This is a genomic window from Streptomyces bathyalis, from assembly GCF_015910445.1.
GTDB lineage: Bacteria > Actinomycetota > Actinomycetes > Streptomycetales > Streptomycetaceae > Streptomyces > Streptomyces bathyalis.
Map to the genome: position 1 here is coordinate 816,826 of NZ_CP048882.1, position 19,311 is coordinate 836,136.

Genomic DNA, 19,311 nt, shown 5'->3' on the forward strand with positions numbered 1-19,311 from the left:
GGCAGGGGACGGCAGCGGATCAGCCGTCCGGCGTCCGCCCGCCCTGTCCGTACAGCTCCTCGATGACGGGCCCGTACTTCTCCCGCACGGTCGCGCGGCGCAGCTTCAGTGAAGGCGTCAACTCGCCCGTCTGCGGCCCCCATTCGTCAGCGAGCAGCCAGTACCGCTTGACCTGTTCCGTGCGGTTGAGCTGCGCGTTGGCCGCCGCCACGGCGCCGTCGGTCTCGGCCAGGACCTCGGGGTGTGAGGCCAGCGCGGTGAGCTCCGCGTCGATGCCGTTGGCCGCCGCCCAGCCGGTTGCCGTCTCGGCGTCCAGGACCAGCAGCGCGACGAGGTAGGAGCGGCCGTCTCCGTGCACGAAAGCCTGGCCGATCAGCGGATGCTGCTTGAGGGTGTTCTCGACCAGGGCAGGTGAGACGTTCTTGCCCGTCGAAGTCACGATCATTTCCTTCTTGCGGTCGACGAGCCACAGGAAGCCGTCCTCGTCGATCCTCCCGATGTCGCCTGTCGCGAACCATCCCTCGTCGTCGGTGGCGGGTTCCACGGAACCGTCCGGGCTCAGATAGCCCTCGACGACGGTGGGCCCGCGCACCTCGATCTCGCCGTCCTCGGCCGTGCGCATCTCCATGCCTTCGAGCGCCCTGCCGACCGAGCCGAGCCGGAACCCTCCCGGGCTGTTGGTCGTGGCGACACCGACCGTCTCGGTCAGCCCCCAGGCGTCCATGATCACGATGCCGAATCCGGCCCAGAAGCGCACCACGTCCTGGGGCATCGGAGCGGAGGCGCTCGCCGTCCATACGAGCCGGTCGAAGCCCGCCATGGCCAGCAGCGGCCGCAGGATCTCCCGGCTGACCCGCTCGTACGAGGCCGAGACCGCCTCGGGCGGCTCCTCGCCCCGTTCGAGGTGTGCGACGTAATCACGGGCCACGTCGCCCGCCTGCTCCACCGCCCGGCGTTGCTCCTCGGGAAGCTGCGCGAGCGCCGCCCGTACGGACGCGGCGAGCTTCTCCCACACCCTCGGCACCCCGAAGAACTGCGCGGGGCGCAACTCCCTTGCCGTCGCGGCGACTTGCAGGGGGTCGGCGCACAGATGGACGTGTGCGGCCCGGTGGACCGGCAGATAGATGCCCAGCATCCGCTCGGCGATGTGGGCGAAGGGCAGATAGGAGATGTGCTCGACGTGCTCGGGCAGTTCGACGACCTTCTCCAGGGCCTGGCAGTTGAGGGCGACGTTGCGGTGCGAGACGACGACGCCCTTGGGGTCGCCCGTGGTGCCGGAGGTGTAGACGACGGTCACGGGGTCAGCGGCCCGTGTCTCGCGCCAGGTGCGCTCGAAGAACTCCGCGTCGTACGGGCGGTCGAGGTCGGCGTAGGGGATGTGCCCGTCGGCGGCGTCCGGTTCGACGACGACGAGGCGGCCCATCAGCGGCTGCCATGTCCGCACCTCGCCGGCTCCCTCGATCACGGCGAGCCGTGCGCGGCTGTGCTCGATGATGTGCGCGATCTGGCCGGGCGCGGCGGTGCCGTAGACCGAGACGGGTACGGCGCCGAGATGGGTGAGGGCGAGATCGGTCAGCCAGTGCTCGGGGCGGTTGCCCATCATCATCAGGACGTGGTCGCCGCGGCCGACGCCGAGATCGGCGAGGCCGGCTGCGAGCCCGGCGATGCGCTCGCGCGCCTCGGCCCAGGTGAGCGTGGCCCAGTGGGTCTCCCCGCTCCCGTCGGTCTCCCGCCAGGAGAGGGCGGGCAGGTCTCCGTGGTCCTCGACGTTGCGCAACAGCAGCGCGGGGACGGTGAGTTCGGCCGGGTCTGCTTCGGGGAGTCGCAGGGTGCTGGTGATGGCGGCCTCCGGGGCTGGCTACAGCTGTGCCTGGGACACGGCCCTCAGGGCGGGCCGGGGGGTGCCGGGAACTTCCCTGGGAAAGCATTGCAGTACAAGGGTGGTGAGACAGCAATACTGTTGAACACAGTTCGAACGGACCGTGTCAGGGAGACAGGCGCATGGAGCAGCAGCAGCCGAACGGCCAGGGAGGCGCGGACAGTCTGACCGTGGACGAACTCGCCGCGCGGGCGGGCGTCACGGTCCGCACGGTCCGCTTCTACAGCACCCGCGGTCTGCTCCCGCCACCGACCATCGGGCCCCGCAGGGTCGGCCGCTACGGCCCGGCACACCTGTCCCGGCTGGCCCTTATCGAGGAACTGCAGAACCAGGGCATGACGCTCGCGGCCATCGAGCGCTACCTGCAGCGCCTGCCCGAGGACACCGACCCCCACGACCTGGCGATCCACCGCGCCATGGTCGCCTCCTGGATGCCCGACACCGTCGACGAGGCGACGCGCGAGGTCCTGGAGCGGCGGGTGGGCCGCGAGCTGACGGGCGACGACCTGGAGCGGCTGACCGCGATGGGCGTCTTGGAGACCACGGACGACCCGGCCCGCTTCCTCGTGGATCCCGCCCTGCTGCACCTCGGTGTGCGGCTCCTGGACATGCCGATGTCGCAGGAGACGATCCTGGCCGCGCGCGAAGCCATGATGGAACACGCACGCGCGGCGGCGCGGGAACTCAGCCGCCTCTTCAAGGACGAGGTGTGGGAGCCCTACCGGGCGCGCGAGGCGGACCCGGAGCAGGTCGAGCGGATGAAGTCCTTGTCGGCCCACATGCAGCCGATGGTGGTGCAGGCGCTGATGACCGCCTTCCAGCGGTCGCTGAAGGAGGAACTGCGGGGCGCGTTCCCGAAGGGACGCCCCCCGCAGTCCTCCGACTAGGCTTTGTCAGACAGGGCCCAGTGGCGTCAGTCCTTGAAGGACTCACCCTTGGCGGCCTTGTCCGCCAGCAGGTCCGGCACGGCGAAGCGGTCGCCGTAGCGGTCCTGGAGTTCGCGGGCGCGGGCCACGAACCCGGCCGGGCCGCCCTCGTAGCCGTTGATGTACTGGACGACGCCGCCCGTCCACGGCGGGAAGCCGATGCCCAGGATGGAACCGATGTTGGCGTCGGCGACCGAGGTCAGCACGCCCTCCTCGAAGAGCCGGACGGTGTCCAGCGCCTCGGCGAAGAGCATCCGCTCCTTCATGTCCTCGAAGGAGATGCCGGGGTCGGCGTCCTTCATGAAGTGCTCGCGCAGGCCCGGCCAGAGCTTGCCGCGCTTGCCGTCCCCGCCGTAGTCGTAGAAGCCGGCCCCGCCGCTGCGGCCCGTACGCCCGAACTCGTCGACCATCCTGTCGATGACCACGTCCGCCGGGTGGGCCTTCCACTCGACGCCCTCGGCCTCCAGGCCGCGCCGGGTCTCCTCGCGGATCTTGCGGGGCAGGGTGAGGGTCAGCTCGTCCATGAGGGAGAGCACCTTGGCGGGGTAGCCGGCCTGCGCCGCTGCCTGCTCCACGGTCGCGGGCTCCACGCCCTCGGCGACGAGGGCGACGCCCTCGTTGATGAAGTGCCCGATGACCCGCGAGGTGAAGAAGCCGCGGGAGTCGTTGACGACGATCGGGGTCTTCTTGATCTGCTGCACCAGGTCGAAGGCGCGCGCGAGGGCCTCCTCCCCCGTGCTGCGGCCCTTGATGATCTCCACCAGCGGCATCTTGTCGACGGGCGAGAAGAAGTGCAGTCCGATGAAGTCGGCCTGGCGCTCCACGCCTTCGGCGAGGGTGGTGATGGGCAGCGTCGAGGTGTTGGAGCACAGCAGCGCGTCGGGCTCGACGATGTCCTGGATCTCCTGGAAGACCTTGTGCTTGAGCGCCGGGTCCTCGAAGACCGCCTCGATCACGGCGTCGCAGCCCGCGACGTCCTGCGGGTCCGCGGCGGGCGTGATGCGGGCGAGCAGCTCGTCCCGCTTCGCCTCCGTCGTACGTCCCCGCTTGAGCGCCTTCTCCAGCAGTCCCTCCGAGTAGCGCTTGCCCTTCTCGGCGGCCTCCAGCGACACGTCCTTGAGGACGACGTCGATGCCGGCCTTCGCGCAGGAGTAGGCGATGCCCGCGCCCATCATGCCGGCGCCGAGAACGGCGACCTTGCGTACGGGCCTGGACTCGATGCCCTTGGGGCGGCTGCGCCCGGCGTTGACCGCCTGCATGTCGAAGAAGAACGCCTGGATCATGTTCTTCGAGATCTGGCCGGTGACCAGCTCGACGAAGTAGCGGGCCTCGATGACCTGGGCGAGCTCGAAGTCGACCTGCGCGCCCTCGACGGCCGCCGCCAGGATGTTGTGCTGGGCGGGGTAGGGGGCGCCGCCGGTCTGCTTCCTCAAGTTGGCGGGGAAAGCAGGGAGGTTGGCGGCGAGCTTCGGATGCGACGGGGTGCCGCCGGGAATCTTGTAGCCCTTCACGTCCCAGGGCTGCACGGACTCCGGGTTGGCGTCGATGAAGGCGTGGGCAGCGGCCAGCATGGCCTCCTCGCTGTCCACGACCTCGTGCACGAGGCCCTTCTCCTTGGCCTTGGCCGGGAAGTACTGCTGGCCCTGGAGCAGCACGTTGAGGAGTGCGTCGGCGATCCCCAGCAGACGGACCGTACGGGTCACGCCGCCGGCCGCGGGAAGCAGGCCGAGGGTGGCCTCCGGGCAGCCGATCTTGGAGCCCTTCGCGTCGAGGGCGACACGGTGGTGGCAGGCGAGCGTGATCTCGAAGCCCCCGCCGAGCGCGGCGCCGTTGATCGCCGCGACGACGGGCTTGCCGAGGGTCTCGATGCGGCGCAGGTCGCGCTTGAGCTCCATGCTGCTCTCGAAGACCTGCTGGGCGTCCTCGGGACGGGCACGGATCAGGTCGTTGAGATCGCCGCCGGCGAAGAAGGTCTTCTTGGCCGAGGTGAAGATGACGCCGCGGAGGTTGCCGGCCTCGTTCTCGCGCTCCAGGCGGTCGGCGATGACGCCGAGCGACTCCTTGAACGCGGCGTTCATGGTGTTCGCGGACTGGTCCGGGTCGTCCAGTACGAGGGTGACGACGCCGGTCCCGTCCTGCTCCCAGCGGATGGTCGTGGACTCAGGCATGGTGGGTTTTCTCTCCGTACGTGAAGGCGAGGTGCGGTGGGCGCGTGGGTGCCGCGGCACGGGAGCGGGTGCTCCCGTGCGGACGGCGGGTTACCGGTTCGGGCCCGGTCAGAGCCGTTCGACGACTGCGGCGCTGCCCATGCCTCCGCCGACGCACAGGGTGACCAGGCCGTAGCGCTGGTCGCGGCGCTCCAGCTCGTCCACGAGGGTGCCCAGCAGCATCGCGCCGGTCGCGCCCAGCGGGTGCCCCATGGCGATCGCGCCGCCGTTGACGTTGATCTTCTCCAGCGGCAGTTCCATGTCGCGGGCGAAGCGCAGGACCACCGCGGCGAACGCCTCGTTCATCTCGACCAGGTCCATGTCGGCCGCCGTCAGCCCGGCCTTGGCGAGGGCCTTGCGGCAGGCGGGCGCCGGACCGGTCAGCATGATGGTGGGGTCGGCGCCTGAGACGGCGGCGGAGACGATGCGGGCGCGGGGGCGCAGCCCGAAGCGCTGCCCGACCTGCTCGCTGCCGACGGCGACGAGGGCGCTGCCGTCGACGATGCCGGAGGAGTTGCCCGCGTGGTGGACGTGGTCGATCTCCTCGACCCAGTGGTACTTCTGCAGCGCCACCGCGTCGAAGCCGCCCATCTCGCCGATGTCCTTGAAGGACGGCTTCAGCCCGGCGAGGGAGTCGACCGTGGTGCCCGGCCGGATGTGCTCGTCGCGGTCGAGCACGGTCATGCCGTTGCGGTCGAGCACGGGGATGACGGAGCGGTCGAAGCGCCCGTCCTTCCACGCCTCTGTGGCCAGCTCCTGCGAGCGTGCGGCGTACTCGTCGACGTCGCGGCGGGAGAAGCCCTCGATGGTGGCGATGAGGTCGGCGCCGATGCCCTGGGGCACGAAGCCCGTCTCCAGGCTCGTCATGGGGTCCATGTGCCAGGCACCGCCGTCGGAGCCCATCGGCACGCGGGACATCGACTCGACGCCGCCCGCAAGGATGAGGTCCTCCCAGCCCGAACGCACCTTCGCCGCCGCGAGGTTGACCGCTTCGAGGCCGGAGGCACAGAAGCGGTTCTCCTGGACTCCCGCGACGGTGACCGGGAGTCCGGCGGCGATGGCCGCGGTCTTGGCGATGTCGGAGCCCTGGTCCCCGATGGGGCTGACGACGCCGAGAACGATGTCGTCGATCGCGGCCGGGTCCAGGTCGGGGTGACGGCGGCGCAGTTCGTGGATGAGGCCGACGACCAGGTCGATGGGCTTGGTGCCGTGCAGGGCGCCGTTGGCCTTGCCGCGGCCGCGCGGGGTGCGGATCGCGTCGTAGATATACGCTTCGGTGCTCAAGATCGGCAGCCTTTCGGTGCGTACGGGTCGGGCGGGTCGGGGTCGGTTCAGTCGAGGATCGAACGGCCGATGATCTCTTTCATGATCTCGGTCGTGCCGCCGTAGATCGTCTGGATGCGTCCGTCGGTGTAGGCACGGGCGACGGGGAATTCGTTCATGTAGCCGTAGCCGCCGTGGAGTTGGAGGCATCGGTCGGTGACGCGCTTCTGCAGTTCCGTCGACCACCACTTGGCCATGGAGGCGTGTGCGGCGTCCAGTTCGCCCTTCGAGTGGTCCTCGATGCAGCGGTCGAGGAAGCTGCGCGTGACCGCGCACTCGGTGGCGAGCTCGGCGATCTCGAAGCGGACGTGCTGGAGTCTGGCGAGCGGACGTCCGAACGCCTCGCGCTCCTTCACGTACCTGGTGGTCTGCTCGAGGATCTCCTCGGCGGCGGCGATGGCTCCGACCGCGATGGCCAGCCGCTCCTGGGCGAGGTTGGTCATCAGGTGGATGAAGGCTCCGTGCAGTTCGCCGAGGAGGTTCTCCTTCGGCACGTGCACGTCGTTGAAGAACAGCTCGGCGGTGTCCTGCGACTTCTGCCCGATCTTGTCGAGGTTGCGGCCGCGCTCGAACCCGTCCATGCCGCGTTCGACGACGAGCAGGCTGAGGCCCTTGGCGCCGCCCTCGGGCTTCGTACGGGCCACGACGATCACCAGGTCGGCGAGGATGCCGTTGGAGATGAAGGTCTTGGAGCCGTTGAGCACCCAGTGGTCGCCCTTGTCCTCCGCGGTCGTCCTGATGCCCTGGAGGTCGGAGCCCGCGCCGGGTTCCGTCATGGCGATGGCGGTGATGATCTCGCCGGAGCAGAAGCCGGGGAGCCAGCGGCGCTTCTGCTCGTCCGTCGCGAGAGACGTCAGATACGGGCCGATGATGTCGTTGTGCAGGCCCAGGGCGATTCCCGCGGCACCCGCCCGGGCGAACTCCTCGCCGAGCACGGCCGCGTAGCGGAAGTCGGCGGTGCCGCCGCCTCCGTACTCCTCGGGGACGGCGAGCCCGAGCAGGCCCTGGCGGCCGGCCGCCAGCCACGCGTCGCGGGAGACGATTCCGTCCTTCTCCCACTGCTCGTAGTGCGGCTCGACCTCCTTGGCGAGGAAGGTGCGGACGGTCTGCCGGAACGCTTCGTGGTCCTCGGTGAAGATCTGGCGTTTCATGTGGTCGGTGCTCCCCTTCGGGCCTTCGCGTGGTCGCTCTTCACGTCTCGCCTGCTCACCCGTACGCCGTGCCGCGCACCGCGGGGACGGCGGCTCCGTCAGAGCCAGCTCTTGACCTTTTCGATCAGCTCGGCCGGGTCGGACCCGACGGGCGTCACGTTGAGCATCGTCACCCCGGCCTCGCGGAACGCCTCGATGCGCTCACGCACGTATCCCTCGGGGCCACAAAGGGAGACCAGCTCGCAGAACTCGGCGGGGACCGCGGCCTCTGCCTCCCGCTTCTTTCCCGCGAGGTAGAGGTCCTGCACCTTCTCGGCCGCCTCCTCATAACCGTACGCCCGGGCCACATCGTTGTAGAAGTTCTTGCCCTTGGCGCCCATGCCGCCGATGTAGAGGGCGATCAGCGGGCGCACGTGCTCCCGTACCGCCGCTGCGTCCTCGCCGATCGCCAGGAGCGTGCCCGCGGAGATCTCCAGGGGGCCGCGTTCCGGCGCCCGCAGTGCGGTGCCCTCCTCCAGCGCGGTCCCCCACACCTGCTTCGCCTTCTCGGGGACGAAGAGATGCGGCAGCCAGCCGTCGGCGATCTCGGCGGTCATCCGGACGTTGGCCGGGCCGAGGGAGGCGATGTAGAGGGGGATCTCCTCCCGCTCCGGGCGGTTGAGGAACTTCAGGGGCTTGCCGAGCTTGCCGCCCTTCTCGGCGGGCAGCGGCATGTCGGTGATGCCGTGGTGGTCGATGACCTCGCGCCGCCAGATGCGCCGGCACAGTTCGACGGTCTCCCGGGTGCGCCCCAGCGGCTTGTCGTAGGCCCGGCCGTGCCAGCCCTCGATGACCTGCGGGCCGGAGGCGCCGAGCCCCAGCAGGGCGCGTCCCCCGGAGAGGACGTCGAGACCGGCGCCGGTCTGGGCGATGAGGGCCGGGGTGCGTGAGTAGACGTTGAGGATGCCCGCGCCGATGAGCATCCGTTCGGTGCGGGCGGCGATGTAGCCCATGACGGTGGGCGAGTCGAAGCCGTATGCCTCGGCGACCCACACCGCGTCGAGGCCGGCTGCCTCCAGCTTCACGACCTCCTCGGCCGCGGTGCGGGGGTTGTCTGCGTACTGGAGGGGCGTGGCGATCTTCATGCGTCACTGTCCTTGGCGGGGTCGGAGGGGGCGTGCTCGGCGAGTGCGGGCAGCTGCCAGTCGCGCGCCACCTCGGCGGCGTCGGCACCGGGCAGCGCGGGCGGCCGGGAGACGGCGGTCGGGGTCACGGAGAAGCGTGGCGCGGGGGCGGGCTGGGTGATGCCCCCGTGCTCGACGAAGGTGCCGCGGGCGGCCAGATGCGGATGGCTGGGAGCTTCCCGCAAGGAGAGCACTGGGGCGACGCAGGCGTCCGACTCCCGGAAGACCTCGTCCCACTCGTCCCTCGTACGGGTCCTGAAGCGGTCCGCGACGGCGGCGCGCAACTCGCCCCAGGCGGCCGGGTCGTCGCGCCCGGGCACCTCTCCTTCGACGCCGAGCAGTCTCGTGAACTCCCCGTAGAACTGGGGCTCCAGGGCGCCCACGGCCATGAAGCCGCCGTCGGCCGTCTCATAGGTGCCGTAGAAGGGTGCACCGCCGTCCAGCAGATTGGCACCCCGCCGGTCCTGCCAGACACCGGCCGCGAGCATCCCGTGGATCATGGCGGTGAGATGGCTCGTGCCGTCGACGATGGCGGCGTCGACGACCTGGCCGCGCCCGCCCGGGGTGCGGGCGTGCTGCAGGGCGGCCAGCACGCCGATCACCAGGTAGAGCGAACCCCCCGCGTAGTCCCCGAGCAGATTGGCGGCGGCGTAGGGAGGGCCGTCGGCGGGGCCGGTCATCCCCAGGGCACCGGTCAGGGCGATGTACCCGATGTCGTGCCCCGCGCGCGGGGCGAGCGGTCCGTCCTGGCCCCAGCCCGTCATGCGTGCGTAGACGAGGGCGGGATTGCGGGCGAGGCAGGCTTCCGGGCCGACGCCGAGGCGTTCGGCGACGCCGGGCCGGTTGCCCTCGACGAGGACGTCGGCGCGCTCGACGAGATCGAGGACGGCCGCGAGGCCGTCCGGATCCTTCAGGTCCAGCGTGACGGAGCGCTTGTTGCGGTTGGTCACGTCGCTGGACGGATCGATCCCCAGGACGGGGCCCCCGGGGCGGTCGACGCGCACGACATCGGCGCCCAGGTCGCCGAGCAGCATCGCCGCGAAGGGACCGGGGCCGATCCCGGCCAGTTCGACGACGCGTACACCGCGAAGCGGGCCTTCGCCGCCCGACGCCGCTGCTGTCATCACGCCCGTCCCCTGACACTTTGACACAACTGATGTAACACCGGTGATGCTAAGGACGCGTTGCACATTCCACAAGCCCGGACGGCAGGCGGAGCACCGGCCGTGCCGTGGCATGCGCCACACGGGAAGCAGGCACGGCGGGCGGCGCCCGGGACTGCGCCGAACAGGACCCGCGGGCGTCAATGCCGTGCGCGCCTGCTCACCCATACGTGGCCTGGCACGGTGGCGAGGTCATGCGCGATACTGATTGAAGCGCGGTGGAAACGTGCATGTTCGCGCATCCCGCCGGGTGCGGCATCTCCGGACCACCGCCGGACGACCGGGTGAGCGGATTCCCGGACAAGCAGACGGGGCGGAGACGGCGCCGGGCAGGCACGGAGAGGTGGAGTCGATGGGCGAAACCACGCACATGGAGCGGGAGTTGCGCAGCCAGCCGGAGACGTGGCGCGCGGCCGCGCAGCTGGCTACGGGGGCGCCGCTGCCCCGCAGCGGAGAGCGGGTGGCGGTCGTCGGGTGCGGCACGTCCTGGTTCATGGCCCAGGCGTACGCCGCGCTGCGTGAGAGCGCGGGACTCGGCGTGACGGACGCTTTCGCGGCTTCCGAGGCGATGCTCGGAGCCGGCCGGCGCTACGACCGGCTGCTGGCCATCACCCGCTCCGGCACGACGACAGAGGTCCTCCGCCTGCTGGAGGCGGTGCGGGGACGCATCCCCACCGTCACCCTCGTGGGCGACCCGGACACCCCGGCCACCGGAGTCTCGGACGAGACGGTCGCGCTGCCGTTCGCCGACGAGGAGTCCGTCGTGCAGACGCGGTTCGCCACGAGCGCGCTCGCTCTGCTCCGGACGCACCTCGGCGAGGACGTCACGGCGGCCGTGCGGGACGCCGAGGAGGCGCTCGCTGCCGAGGTCCGGCAGGAGTGGGTGGACGCCGAGCAGTTCACGTTCCTGGGCACCGGCTGGGGAGTCGGTGCGGCGCACGAGGCGGCGCTGAAGATGCGTGAGGCCTCGCAGTCCTGGACGGAGTCCTACCCGGCCATGGAGTACCGGCACGGGCCCATATCCATCGCAGCCCCCGGGCGCGTGACCTGGCTGTTCGGGCCTTCACCGGAGGGGCTGGAGGAGGAAGTGGCGCGCACGGGCGCCCTGTTCGTGAACCACGAGCAGCGCGATCCGATGGCGGAACTGGTCCTGGCGCAGAGGGTGGCGCTGGCGCGCGCACGGGCGCGCGGGCTCGATCCCGACGCACCGCGCAGCCTGACCCGGTCGGTCATGCTGGAAACCCCCTGACCGCGGGGACGCAGCTCGGCCGGGCCCACTCCCCCGTCGTTTCCTGGCGCTCTTCCCCTTCCTGATACCTGCACGTTCCCGCTCCCAACGGAGGTCGCGGCATGCCCCTTGTCTCCACCGACGCCGTCGTCGGTCCGGCACGTGCGGCGGGCGTCGGCGCTCCCGCCTTCAACGTGCTGCATCTGGAGACCGCCGAGGCACTCGTCGCCGCGGCGGAGCGCGCGGGCGTCCCGCTCATCCTCCAGATCAGCGAGAACTGCGTCCGGTATCACGGGAGTCTGCTGCCGATCCTGCGTGCCACGCTCGCCCTGGCGGAGGCATCCGAGGCCGACGTCTCCGTGCACCTGGACCACATCACCGATGCGGCGCTGGTGCGGGAGGGCGTCTCAGCGGGAGTGCGTTCGGTGATGATCGACGCATCCGCCCTGCCGTACGAGGAGAACGTCGCCACCACCGCGGAGCTGACGGACTGGTGCCACCGTGAACAGGTCTATGTCGAGGCCGAGTTGGGCGAGGTCGGCGGCAAGGACGGCGTGCACGCACCCGGCGCGCGCACGGACCCGGAGGAAGCACTGGCCTTCGTCGACGCCACGCGGGTGGACGCCCTCGCGGTCGCCGTCGGCTCCTCGCACGCGATGCGCGAGCGGACGGCCGTGCTCGACAAGGAACTGATCCGCGCCCTGCGGCAGCGGCTGCCCGTACCGCTGGTGCTGCACGGATCGTCAGGGGTTCCCGACGACGAACTGCGCGCGGCCGTCGCCGCCGGCATGACGAAGATCAACATCTCCACGCATCTGGTCTCGGTGTTCACCGGCGAGGTGCGCAGAACGCTGTCGGGGAGTCCGTCGCTCATCGATTCCCGCAAGTATGTGGGCCCTGCCAGGGACGCGGTCTCGCGAGAGGCCGAGCGGTTGCTGCGCCTGCTGGGGGCACCGGCCTCATGAGAAGGCACGAGCGCATGAACGCCCTGCTGGAACTCCTCGGTGAGCGGGGGCGGCTCGACGTGGCGGAGGCCGCGACATCCCTGGAGGTGTCGGTCGCGACGATGCGCCGCGACATGGACGCGCTGGCCGAGCAGCAGTTGCTCAAGCGGACCCGTGGCGGCGCCGTGCTCGCCCCTGTCGCCTACGACCTGCCGATCCGCTACAAGCGCGGTCACCATGCCTCGAAGCACGCCGTCGCCGAGACCGCGGCGGCGATGGTGGAGGAGGGCGACGTCGTCGGGCTCAGCGGTGGCACGACGACGACGGAGATCGCCCGGTCGCTCGCGACCCGGCCGGAGTTCGCGGAGGCGGGCCCGCAGGCGCGTCTGACCATCGTCACCAACTCCCTCAACATCGCGAACGAGTTGGCGGTCCGTCCGCAGATCAGGATCGTGCTGACGGGCGGCGTGGCCCATTCCCGTTCCTTCGAACTCACCGGTCCCTACAGCGAGATGGTGCTGCGGCAGCTCACGCTGGACATCGCCTTCATCGGTGTGAACGGCATCGACGCGCAGTGGGGCGGCACCGTCCACGACGAGGCCGAGGCCAGCACGAACCGGCTCATGGCCGAGCGGGCGGCCCGTGCCGTTGTCGTCGCGGACTCCTCGAAGCTGGGCCTGCGCTGCTTCGCCCGCGTCGGCGGGGCGGACGTCTTCGGCACGCTCGTGACCGACGCGGCCATGGACGAAGCCTCCCGGCAGAAGTTCACCGACCAGGGGCTGCGTGTGGTGACGGCGGCGCCGCCCATGGCCGGTGGCTGAGCAACAGCCCGGAGGCGAAGCCTGCCGCGTGCGCATGCGGCGTGCGCCCGTCCGGCGCCCGCCCGGTTACGTCGTCGCTGGCGACGCGGGCCGACCTGCGAGTCCGTTGCCACGGGACAGCGCACGGCCAGTGCCAGAATGCCCAGCATGGAACGATCTTCCTCAGCGGCAGTCGGCACAGCGATCCCCTCCGGCCCGGCAAGCGATCCCGGCAGTGACCCGGTGGGTGCGGAACCCGCCCTGGCACAGGCCGAGGCAGCCGCTGCCGGCACCGATGCCGGTCTTCCGGGCATCGCACACGCCTGGGCCGCGCTGGGAGGTGACGGCGCGCTGCTCGAAAGGATCTCCTGCACACAGCGCGCGGTGCTGCCGTCCCGGCTGCCGGTGCTCGAACTGGCCCGCGCATCGGTCGCTGTGTGCTCACTGGCCGCGGCCGAGCTGTCGTCCGTACGGGCCGGGGGGACCGGGACGGGCACCACTGCGGGCGGTGGCGGTGGCAATGAGAGCGGCAGCCGGGCGGTGCCGTCCGTACAGGTGGACGACGGCGCCGTGGCGACCTCCTTCACCAGCGGGCGTCATCTGAGAGCGGACGGACGCGCCCCGGTCACGTTCTCCCCGCTGTCCCGTTTCTGGCGCACCGCCGACGGCTGGCTGCGCACCCACGCGAACTACCCGCACCACCGAACCCGGTTGCTGTCCGCCCTCGGCATCTCCGTCGAGGACCGCGACGACACCACGCTCGCGGAGATCCTCGCCACGGAACTGGCCCAGCGTGACGCCGCCGAGGTCGAGGAGACGGTGCATGCGGCGGGCGGCCTCGCCGTCGCGGTCCGTACGGCCAAGGAGTGGGCGGCGCATCCTCAGGGCCTGCAGGCGGCCCGCCGTCCGCTGCTGACGACGGCACGCATGGACCAGGCGCCCGTCCGCACCCTGCCTGACCCCTCGGGCAAGGGCCCGATGCACGGGGTGCGCGTGCTGGACCTCACCAGAGTCCTGGCCGGCCCCGTCGCCAGCCGCGCGCTCGCCCTCTTCGGCGCTGACGTGCTCCGCATCGACGCCCCGCAGCTTCCCGAGAACCTGGACACGCACGCCGACACCGGCGCCGGAAAGCGCTCCGCGCTCCTGGACCTCTCTTCCCGGTCCGGGCAGGCGGCCTTCGACGAACTGCTGGCGGCGGCGGACGTTGTCGTGACCGGCTACCGCCCCGGCGCACTCGACCGCTTCGGGCTGGCACCCGAGTCGCTGGCCGACCGCCGCCCGGGAGTGGTCGTGGGCCAGCTCAGCGCCTGGGGCGCGTACGGGCCCTGGCACAGAAGGCGCGGCTTCGACAGCCTCGTGCAGGCGGCGAGCGGAATCTCCATCATCGAGGGGCAGCAGGACGAGGCGGGCGAGGGGATCCCGGGCGCCCTGCCGGCGCAGGCCCTCGACCACGGCACCGGCTATCTGCTGGCAGCCGCGTTGATGCGGGCTCTCACCGAGCAGCGGCGCGGCCGGTGCGGCGCGAGGCTGGTACGGCTGGCCCTGTCCCAGACTGCCAACTGGCTGATGAACGGGCTGACTTCGCAGATCTCACCCTACGCACTGTCCCAGGCGGCGGAGGCCGCAGCTCAGGAGCCGGTGGATCCGGCGGCCTGGCTGGCCGAGACGGACAGCCCGCTGGGCCGTCTGCGCTATGCGCTGCCACCGGTCGCCTACGACGGCTCCCCCACCGACTGGCCGCACCCGCCCGGCATGCCGGGCACGGATCCCGCTGCCTGGTGGTGATCAGGGGGCCGGTGGTGATCAGGGCGGGCCGACCGCCCGCCGGTCACCGAACATGCCGACCGCCCGGAGGCCGTCGACCTCCCACTACAGGGACTTGCCGCCGTGGTCGCTGCTCCCGTGGCCCCCGTGACCACCGTGGTGCCCGCCGTGGTGCCCGCCGTGGTGCCCGCCGTGTCCGCGGCGCCGGTCCCGCCCTTCCCTGCGCTCGCGGCGCTCCAGCTCCCGCTGCTGGCGCCGCTCGGCGCGCAGCTCGAGCTTCTCCTCGCGCGGGATCTTCCGTACGACTCCGACGCCGCCCATCACCGTGACGCCGGTGATCACCACGCGCGGTGCGCCGGCGTCGCCGAATCCCGAGGCGGAGGAGTCGAATCCGCCCATGATGCCGACGCCGCGGACCTCGACCCCGACGCCCGGCGGCACGGTGACGCTGAAGCCGCCCATCAGCGCGAAGCAGCGGATGACGACGTCCCGGTCCTCGAAGCGGGCCTCCCGCAGGTCCAGTTCACCGCCGCCCATGATGCCGATGCCGGTGAAGACGCGCGGCACGGTCCACTGTCCGCGGCGCCCGAACCCGCCCATGATTCCGATGCCCCAGCGTGAGGTGGCCCTTCCGCCGATCCGCTCCGCCCACCGCCGCGTCTTGCGCAGCGAGGGAGCCGTCGAGGCGTCCTGCGCTCCGGAGACCTCCGGCGAGCGGTCACCGGAGGTGTCCTCCTCCGGGTGGTGCGGGAGATCGCGTACGAGAGGAACCAACTCCCCGCGCGTGCGGGCCCGGTAGGTGCTGTCGAGACGTTCCTGGAACTCGTCCATGCCGAGCCGCCCCTCGGCCAGCGCATCGCGCAGCACGTCCGCGATGCGCTCCCGCTCGGCGTCCGAAGCGCGCATGTCGGGGAGCTCGTCACTCATGCGGTCACCCTATTACGCACAGTGGCCTCCGGAACCGGCTACTGGACGGACGCGAGAAGCCACTCGGCCAGGGCGACGGCCGCGAATCCCAGCACCAGCACCCCGGTGGCGACCCGGGTCCGGCCACGTCGGCTGAGCACGATCGCGGTGCCGGAGAGGATGAGCGCGATGCCGTAGAAGCCCATGGTGAGCACCGAGGGCGCGCTGCCCAGCCGTACGACGAGTGCGACGGCCACGGCCACCATGACCACGCCGGAGACGACGATGCGGACCCTGCGTGCCTGCCGCGGTGTCAGACCGGTACGGGCGGCCGGTTCGGTCTGCTCGGCCGGCTCCCCCTCCTCACCCGGCGCGGGTCCGGGCTCTTCTTCCCCGGTGACCGCGGCGGTCCCGTCCTCGGTCGTCTCGTCTTCGGTCGGCGGGCTTATGTTCGCTTCGGGCATGCCGGGAGGTTATCCGCATTCGGCACCGCGTGTCGCGCGAGGGCCGTCCAGGGCACCGGAACGAACGGCCCGCCGGGGCGGGAACCCGCGCGGCGCCCCAACTCCCCGACTGCTAGGGCTCCTTGTGCGTCCACTTGCGCAGCTCGGCGCGGGTGTCGAACTTGGCGAGGTTCGTGTCGATCGGGTCGTTGGTGTACTGGTGGAAGCGCCACGAGTGCTTGATTCCCGGCTTGCCGGGCTTGCCGTTGTAGTGCGCTATCCACAGGCCGTCACCGGCGAACGACGTCGTGTCGTGGTTGAACCAGAAGTTGGTGTTGCAGTACAGCAGGACTCTGGTGTGGGGGCGTTCCTTCTGGACGTACTTGATGAAGTAGTCCTTCTCCGCGTTGGTGACCTCGGAGTCCTCCCAGTCCAGGACGAGCATGTCGCCCTTGACCAGGTTGATCTTCGACATGAAGTAGTCGGCCTGCTTCTTCATGCTCCCGGCGCGGCCGAAGTGGTAGAAGCCGGTGACGAGTTCGGCGTCGCGCGCGGTCTTGCGCTGGGCGACCCATTTGGGGTTGGTGTACGACGTCCCCTCCGTGATCTTGATGAAGACGAAGTCGAGACCTTTCGTGCTGTAGTCCGACGGTTGGTAGCTCGAGACGTCGACGCCCTTGATCACCATGCACTCCTTCTGCCGTCCGGCCACGCGGTCATCAGTTCCGATACCCGTAACCCGGCGCACCGTACCCCGAACGGGCCGCCGTGGGGCCCCGATCGGTCGCTCCGGGCGACCACTCGACCCTGCCCGCGCGCCCTCCTCCGGCGCGTCCCCCGGCGCCCGTGACGCCGGGCGGCGAGGATCGGTGCGGGTGCGGCAGCGGCCGCACCCGGCACACTGGTAGAGACGCACAGGCGACGAGGAGTACGACCATGGCGACGACACGCACCGCTCACACCGTGTGGAACGGGGACCTGAAGAAGGGGTCGGGTGAGGTCACCTTCGACTCCTCCGGCATCGGTACGCAGTCCGTCACCTGGGCATCGCGAGCGGAGGAGCCGAACGGGAGGACGAGCCCGGAGGAGCTGATCGCGGCCGCGCACTCCAGCTGCTTCTCGATGGCCCTGTCCAACGGGCTCAACTCCGCGGGCAAGCCCCCCACCCGGCTGGACACCCGGGCCGACGTCACGTTCCAGCCGGGCACCGGCATCACAGGCATCCACCTCACCGTGCAGGGCGAGGTCCCGGGCATCGACGAGGCCTCCTTCACCGCCGCGGCGGAGGAGGCCAAGACCAACTGCCCTGTCTCCCAGGCCCTTTCGGGCACCACCATCACGCTGACCGCCAAGCTGAGCTGAGCCGGGCGGCAAGCGGGCACGAGCCCCCGCTGCCGCACGGGAGCGGAGGAGAGATGCCGGAACTGCCCGAGGTCGAGGCGCTGCGCGACTTCCTGGACGACCGCCTCACGGGGCGCACGGTGGAGCGCGTCACGCCCGTGGCGATCAGCGTGCTGAAGACCTACGAGCCGCAGCCCTCCGCGCTGGAGGGGCAGACGGTCACGGGAGTGTCCCGGCACGGGAAGTTCCTCGACCTGGAGGCGGGCGGCCTGCATCTGGTCGTGCACCTGGCCCGGGCGGGATGGCTGCGCTGGCGCGATTCCGTCCCTCCGGGTCCGCCCCGCCCCGGGAAGGGGCCGCTGGCTCTGAGGCTGTCGCTGGCCGGCCCGGAGCAGGGTGGCGAGGGCGGTGGGTTCGATCTCACCGAGGCCGGGACGCGCAAGCGCCTCGCGGTCTACTGCGTGCACGATCCGTCGGAGGTGCCGGGCATCGGGCGGCTCGGCCCGGACCCGCTCGCCGACGACTTCACCAGAGAGGTCTTCGCCGGCCTCGTACAGGGGCAGCGCCACCGGATCAAGGGGCTGCTGCGCGACCAGAGCGTGATCGCCGGGGTCGGGAACGCCTACTCGGACGAGATCCTGCACGCGGCACGGCTGTCACCTTTCAAGATCGCGGACGAGCTCACGGAGGAGGAGATCACCGGCCTCTACGAGGCTCTGCGCGCCACCCTCCGCGATGCCGTGGAACGCTCGCGGGGGCTGGCCGCCGGGAAGCTGAAGTCGGAGAAGAAGACGGGACTGCGGGTACACGGCCGCAAGGGCGAACCGTGTCCTGTGTGCGGCGACACCGTGCGCGAGGTCTCTTTCAGCGACTCCTCCCTGCAGTACTGCGCCACCTGCCAGACCGGCGGCAAGCCGCTCGCGGACCGGCGCATGTCGCGGCTGCTGAAGTAACCCCAGGCCACGATCCCTGACGGTGCCGGGACCGGGCATACTGTTCGCACCTGGGGAGGGGCGCCGCCATGACGACTGATGAAAGTACAGGTATGTCCGCCGACGAGCTGGAGGAGTTCGCCACAGGCCTGGCCAACATGGCACGTGACCTGCTCGCTCAGGACTCCGTACAGAAGACCCTCGACCGCATCGTGACGCACGCCGTGGAACTGGTGGACGGGTGTGAGGCCGCAGGCGTGATGACCGTGGAGAACAGGCAGGTCAAGACGCTGGCCACGAGCAGTGACGTCGTACGCGCCTCGGACCGCCTCCAGGGCGCTCTGGACGAGGGCCCCTGCTTCGACGCGGCGCGGACGCCGAAGGAGGTCTACCGCGTCGCGGACATGACCGAGACCGTCACGCGGTGGCCCCACTACGCGCCCGAGGCCCGCAAGCTGGGCGTCGGAAGCATGATGGGCTTCCTGCTCTACACCGACGAGGACAACCTCGGGGCCCTCGACCTCTACTCCTCGACGCCGAACGCCTTCACGCGGCAGTCCGAGCACGTCGGCTGGCTGCTCGCGTCGCACGCGGCGGTCGCCTTCTCCAGCGCACGTACGCACGCGCAGCTGCACACGGCGCTGGAGACGCGGCACAACATCGGCGAGGCCATCGGCATCGTCATGGAGCGCTATCACCTCGACGAGGACCAGGCCTTCTCCGTGCTGAAGAAGAGTTCGCAGGACCGGAACACCAAGCTGCGCGAGATCGTGCGCATCGTCACCGAGACCGGTGAGATCCCGGGCGCGAAGCCCCGCTCCTAGTCCCTGGCTCTGACAGGGACTAGTGCTTCCCGCCCCGCAGGGCCCGGGTGAGGGTCTTCAGCTTGCTCCCCCGGCTGGTCCGGCGGCTGGAGGAGGAAGAGGTGGTGTGCCGGTAGCCGAACGGGCCCGGCAGGTCCATCGACGTCGTGCGGCGGCCGTCGGAGCTGACAGTGCGGCGCGGGCCGTGCTTGCCACCCGTCGTCACCGACCACGACTTGCGGTTGATGTTCACCTTGACCCCGGGCAGTACCCGGAAGCTCTTACGGAACGTCAGCGGCATGATCGCCTCCTTGTGTATCAGGGCCGCTGCGGTCCCT

At 70.8% G+C, this 19,311-nt stretch carries 18 protein-coding genes; 8 read left to right on the forward strand and 10 right to left on the reverse strand.

Translation table 11 applies throughout. The annotated features are described in order from the left end of the window. Positions 1-19: 19 nt before the first annotated feature. Positions 20-1,840: an AMP-dependent synthetase/ligase gene (locus tag G4Z16_RS03655; protein ID WP_197354139.1), complete on the reverse strand. Its 1,821-nt coding sequence runs from the start codon at positions 1,838-1,840 to the stop codon at positions 20-22. A gap of 161 nt (positions 1,841-2,001) precedes the next feature. Here G4Z16_RS03655 and G4Z16_RS03660 point away from each other — a divergent pair, with 161 nt between their 5' ends. After that, a complete protein-coding gene (locus tag G4Z16_RS03660; protein ID WP_197349149.1) occupies positions 2,002-2,766 on the forward strand; it encodes a MerR family transcriptional regulator in 765 nt (254 codons plus the stop codon). A gap of 26 nt (positions 2,767-2,792) precedes the next feature. On the opposite strand, the gene G4Z16_RS03665 is transcribed toward G4Z16_RS03660, so the two are convergent. The 5 genes from G4Z16_RS03665 to G4Z16_RS03685 all read right to left on the reverse strand — a co-directional run bounded on the left by G4Z16_RS03665 (position 2,793) and on the right by G4Z16_RS03685 (position 9,773). Then, positions 2,793-4,973 (reverse strand): 3-hydroxyacyl-CoA dehydrogenase NAD-binding domain-containing protein, encoded by a 2,181-nt coding sequence (locus tag G4Z16_RS03665; RefSeq protein ID WP_197349150.1) that lies wholly within the window; start codon positions 4,971-4,973, stop codon positions 2,793-2,795. 108 nt (positions 4,974-5,081) lie between these two features. Continuing rightward, positions 5,082-6,296, reverse strand: coding sequence for an acetyl-CoA C-acetyltransferase (locus tag G4Z16_RS03670; protein ID WP_197349151.1), 1,215 nt, complete (start codon positions 6,294-6,296; stop codon positions 5,082-5,084). Between the two features lie 47 nt (positions 6,297-6,343). Next, positions 6,344-7,486 (reverse strand): acyl-CoA dehydrogenase family protein, encoded by a 1,143-nt coding sequence (locus G4Z16_RS03675; protein WP_197349152.1) that lies wholly within the window; start codon positions 7,484-7,486, stop codon positions 6,344-6,346. Between the two features lie 98 nt (positions 7,487-7,584). Then, a complete protein-coding gene (locus G4Z16_RS03680) occupies positions 7,585-8,610 on the reverse strand; it encodes an LLM class F420-dependent oxidoreductase (protein WP_197349153.1) in 1,026 nt (341 codons plus the stop codon). Beyond that, positions 8,607-9,773 carry a CaiB/BaiF CoA transferase family protein gene (locus tag G4Z16_RS03685; RefSeq protein ID WP_197349154.1) on the reverse strand — a complete coding sequence of 389 codons (1,167 nt, stop codon included), beginning with the start codon at positions 9,771-9,773 and terminating at the stop codon, positions 8,607-8,609. The genes G4Z16_RS03680 and G4Z16_RS03685 overlap by 4 nt, the downstream gene beginning before the upstream one ends. A gap of 391 nt (positions 9,774-10,164) precedes the next feature. Between G4Z16_RS03685 and G4Z16_RS03690 the strand changes: the two genes are divergently transcribed. The 4 genes from G4Z16_RS03690 (at position 10,165) to G4Z16_RS03705 (ending at position 14,569) form a co-directional block, all read left to right on the forward strand. Beyond that, entirely contained in the window at positions 10,165-11,061 is an 897-nt protein-coding gene (locus G4Z16_RS03690; protein WP_197349155.1) for an SIS domain-containing protein, read from the forward strand. A gap of 101 nt (positions 11,062-11,162) precedes the next feature. Continuing rightward, entirely contained in the window at positions 11,163-12,005 is an 843-nt protein-coding gene (locus tag G4Z16_RS03695; protein WP_197349156.1) for a class II fructose-bisphosphate aldolase, read from the forward strand. Next, positions 12,002-12,805, forward strand: coding sequence for a DeoR/GlpR family DNA-binding transcription regulator (locus tag G4Z16_RS03700; protein WP_197349157.1), 804 nt, complete (start codon positions 12,002-12,004; stop codon positions 12,803-12,805). Before G4Z16_RS03695 ends, G4Z16_RS03700 begins: the two co-directional genes overlap by 4 nt. Before the next feature lie 147 nt (positions 12,806-12,952). Further along, a complete protein-coding gene (locus tag G4Z16_RS03705) occupies positions 12,953-14,569 on the forward strand; it encodes a CoA transferase (protein WP_197349158.1) in 1,617 nt (538 codons plus the stop codon). An 84-nt stretch (positions 14,570-14,653) separates the two neighbouring features. Here G4Z16_RS03705 and G4Z16_RS03710 read toward each other — a convergent pair whose 3' ends face one another. From G4Z16_RS03710 to G4Z16_RS03720, 3 genes are all read right to left on the reverse strand, one after another. Beyond that, positions 14,654-15,475 (reverse strand): DUF1707 SHOCT-like domain-containing protein, encoded by an 822-nt coding sequence (locus G4Z16_RS03710; RefSeq protein ID WP_246530664.1) that lies wholly within the window; start codon positions 15,473-15,475, stop codon positions 14,654-14,656. 38 nt (positions 15,476-15,513) lie between these two features. Beyond that, positions 15,514-15,918, reverse strand: a complete 405-nt coding sequence (locus G4Z16_RS03715) for a hypothetical protein (protein WP_197349159.1) — start codon at positions 15,916-15,918, stop codon at positions 15,514-15,516. Positions 15,919-16,030: 112 nt separating this feature from the next. Beyond that, positions 16,031-16,585, reverse strand: a complete 555-nt coding sequence (locus G4Z16_RS03720) for a glycoside hydrolase family 25 protein (RefSeq protein WP_197349160.1) — start codon at positions 16,583-16,585, stop codon at positions 16,031-16,033. A gap of 248 nt (positions 16,586-16,833) precedes the next feature. Between G4Z16_RS03720 and G4Z16_RS03725 the strand changes: the two genes are divergently transcribed. The 3 genes from G4Z16_RS03725 to G4Z16_RS03735 all read left to right on the forward strand — a co-directional run bounded on the left by G4Z16_RS03725 (position 16,834) and on the right by G4Z16_RS03735 (position 18,994). Continuing rightward, the gene (locus G4Z16_RS03725; protein WP_197349161.1) at positions 16,834-17,259 is read left to right on the forward strand and encodes an OsmC family protein; all 426 of its coding nucleotides are present in this window, start codon (positions 16,834-16,836) and stop codon (positions 17,257-17,259) included. A gap of 53 nt (positions 17,260-17,312) precedes the next feature. Further along, positions 17,313-18,191: an Fpg/Nei family DNA glycosylase gene (locus tag G4Z16_RS03730; RefSeq protein ID WP_197349162.1), complete on the forward strand. Its 879-nt coding sequence runs from the start codon at positions 17,313-17,315 to the stop codon at positions 18,189-18,191. A 92-nt stretch (positions 18,192-18,283) separates the two neighbouring features. Then, on the forward strand, positions 18,284-18,994 hold the full coding sequence (locus tag G4Z16_RS03735; RefSeq protein ID WP_197349163.1) for a GAF and ANTAR domain-containing protein: 711 nt from the start codon (positions 18,284-18,286) through the stop codon (positions 18,992-18,994). 19 nt (positions 18,995-19,013) lie between these two features. On the opposite strand, the gene G4Z16_RS03740 is transcribed toward G4Z16_RS03735, so the two are convergent. Next, complete coding sequence (locus G4Z16_RS03740; protein ID WP_197349164.1) at positions 19,014-19,274, reverse strand: DUF4236 domain-containing protein; 261 nt, start codon at positions 19,272-19,274, stop codon at positions 19,014-19,016. Between the last annotated feature and the right edge of the window lie 37 nt (positions 19,275-19,311).

What these genes read in the sequence shown, in the direction of transcription:
- G4Z16_RS03660 (WP_197349149.1), top strand. Translation starts at nt 2,002, where the DNA reads ATGGAGCAGCAGCAGCCGAACGGCCAGGGAGGCGCGGACAGTCTGACC.
- G4Z16_RS03665 (WP_197349150.1), bottom strand. Translation starts at nt 4,973, where the DNA reads ATGCCTGAGTCCACGACCATCCGCTGGGAGCAGGACGGGACCGGCGTC.
- G4Z16_RS03675 (WP_197349152.1), bottom strand. Translation starts at nt 7,486, where the DNA reads ATGAAACGCCAGATCTTCACCGAGGACCACGAAGCGTTCCGGCAGACC.
- G4Z16_RS03680 (WP_197349153.1), bottom strand. Translation starts at nt 8,610, where the DNA reads ATGAAGATCGCCACGCCCCTCCAGTACGCAGACAACCCCCGCACCGCG.
- G4Z16_RS03685 (WP_197349154.1), bottom strand. Translation starts at nt 9,773, where the DNA reads ATGACAGCAGCGGCGTCGGGCGGCGAAGGCCCGCTTCGCGGTGTACGC.
- G4Z16_RS03690 (WP_197349155.1), top strand. Translation starts at nt 10,165, where the DNA reads ATGGGCGAAACCACGCACATGGAGCGGGAGTTGCGCAGCCAGCCGGAG.
- G4Z16_RS03695 (WP_197349156.1), top strand. Translation starts at nt 11,163, where the DNA reads ATGCCCCTTGTCTCCACCGACGCCGTCGTCGGTCCGGCACGTGCGGCG.
- G4Z16_RS03700 (WP_197349157.1), top strand. Translation starts at nt 12,002, where the DNA reads ATGAGAAGGCACGAGCGCATGAACGCCCTGCTGGAACTCCTCGGTGAG.
- G4Z16_RS03705 (WP_197349158.1), top strand. Translation starts at nt 12,953, where the DNA reads ATGGAACGATCTTCCTCAGCGGCAGTCGGCACAGCGATCCCCTCCGGC.
- G4Z16_RS03710 (WP_246530664.1), bottom strand. Translation starts at nt 15,475, where the DNA reads ATGAGTGACGAGCTCCCCGACATGCGCGCTTCGGACGCCGAGCGGGAG.
- G4Z16_RS03715 (WP_197349159.1), bottom strand. Translation starts at nt 15,918, where the DNA reads ATGCCCGAAGCGAACATAAGCCCGCCGACCGAAGACGAGACGACCGAG.
- G4Z16_RS03720 (WP_197349160.1), bottom strand. Translation starts at nt 16,585, where the DNA reads ATGGTGATCAAGGGCGTCGACGTCTCGAGCTACCAACCGTCGGACTAC.
- G4Z16_RS03725 (WP_197349161.1), top strand. Translation starts at nt 16,834, where the DNA reads ATGGCGACGACACGCACCGCTCACACCGTGTGGAACGGGGACCTGAAG.
- G4Z16_RS03730 (WP_197349162.1), top strand. Translation starts at nt 17,313, where the DNA reads ATGCCGGAACTGCCCGAGGTCGAGGCGCTGCGCGACTTCCTGGACGAC.
- G4Z16_RS03735 (WP_197349163.1), top strand. Translation starts at nt 18,284, where the DNA reads ATGTCCGCCGACGAGCTGGAGGAGTTCGCCACAGGCCTGGCCAACATG.
- G4Z16_RS03740 (WP_197349164.1), bottom strand. Translation starts at nt 19,274, where the DNA reads ATGCCGCTGACGTTCCGTAAGAGCTTCCGGGTACTGCCCGGGGTCAAG.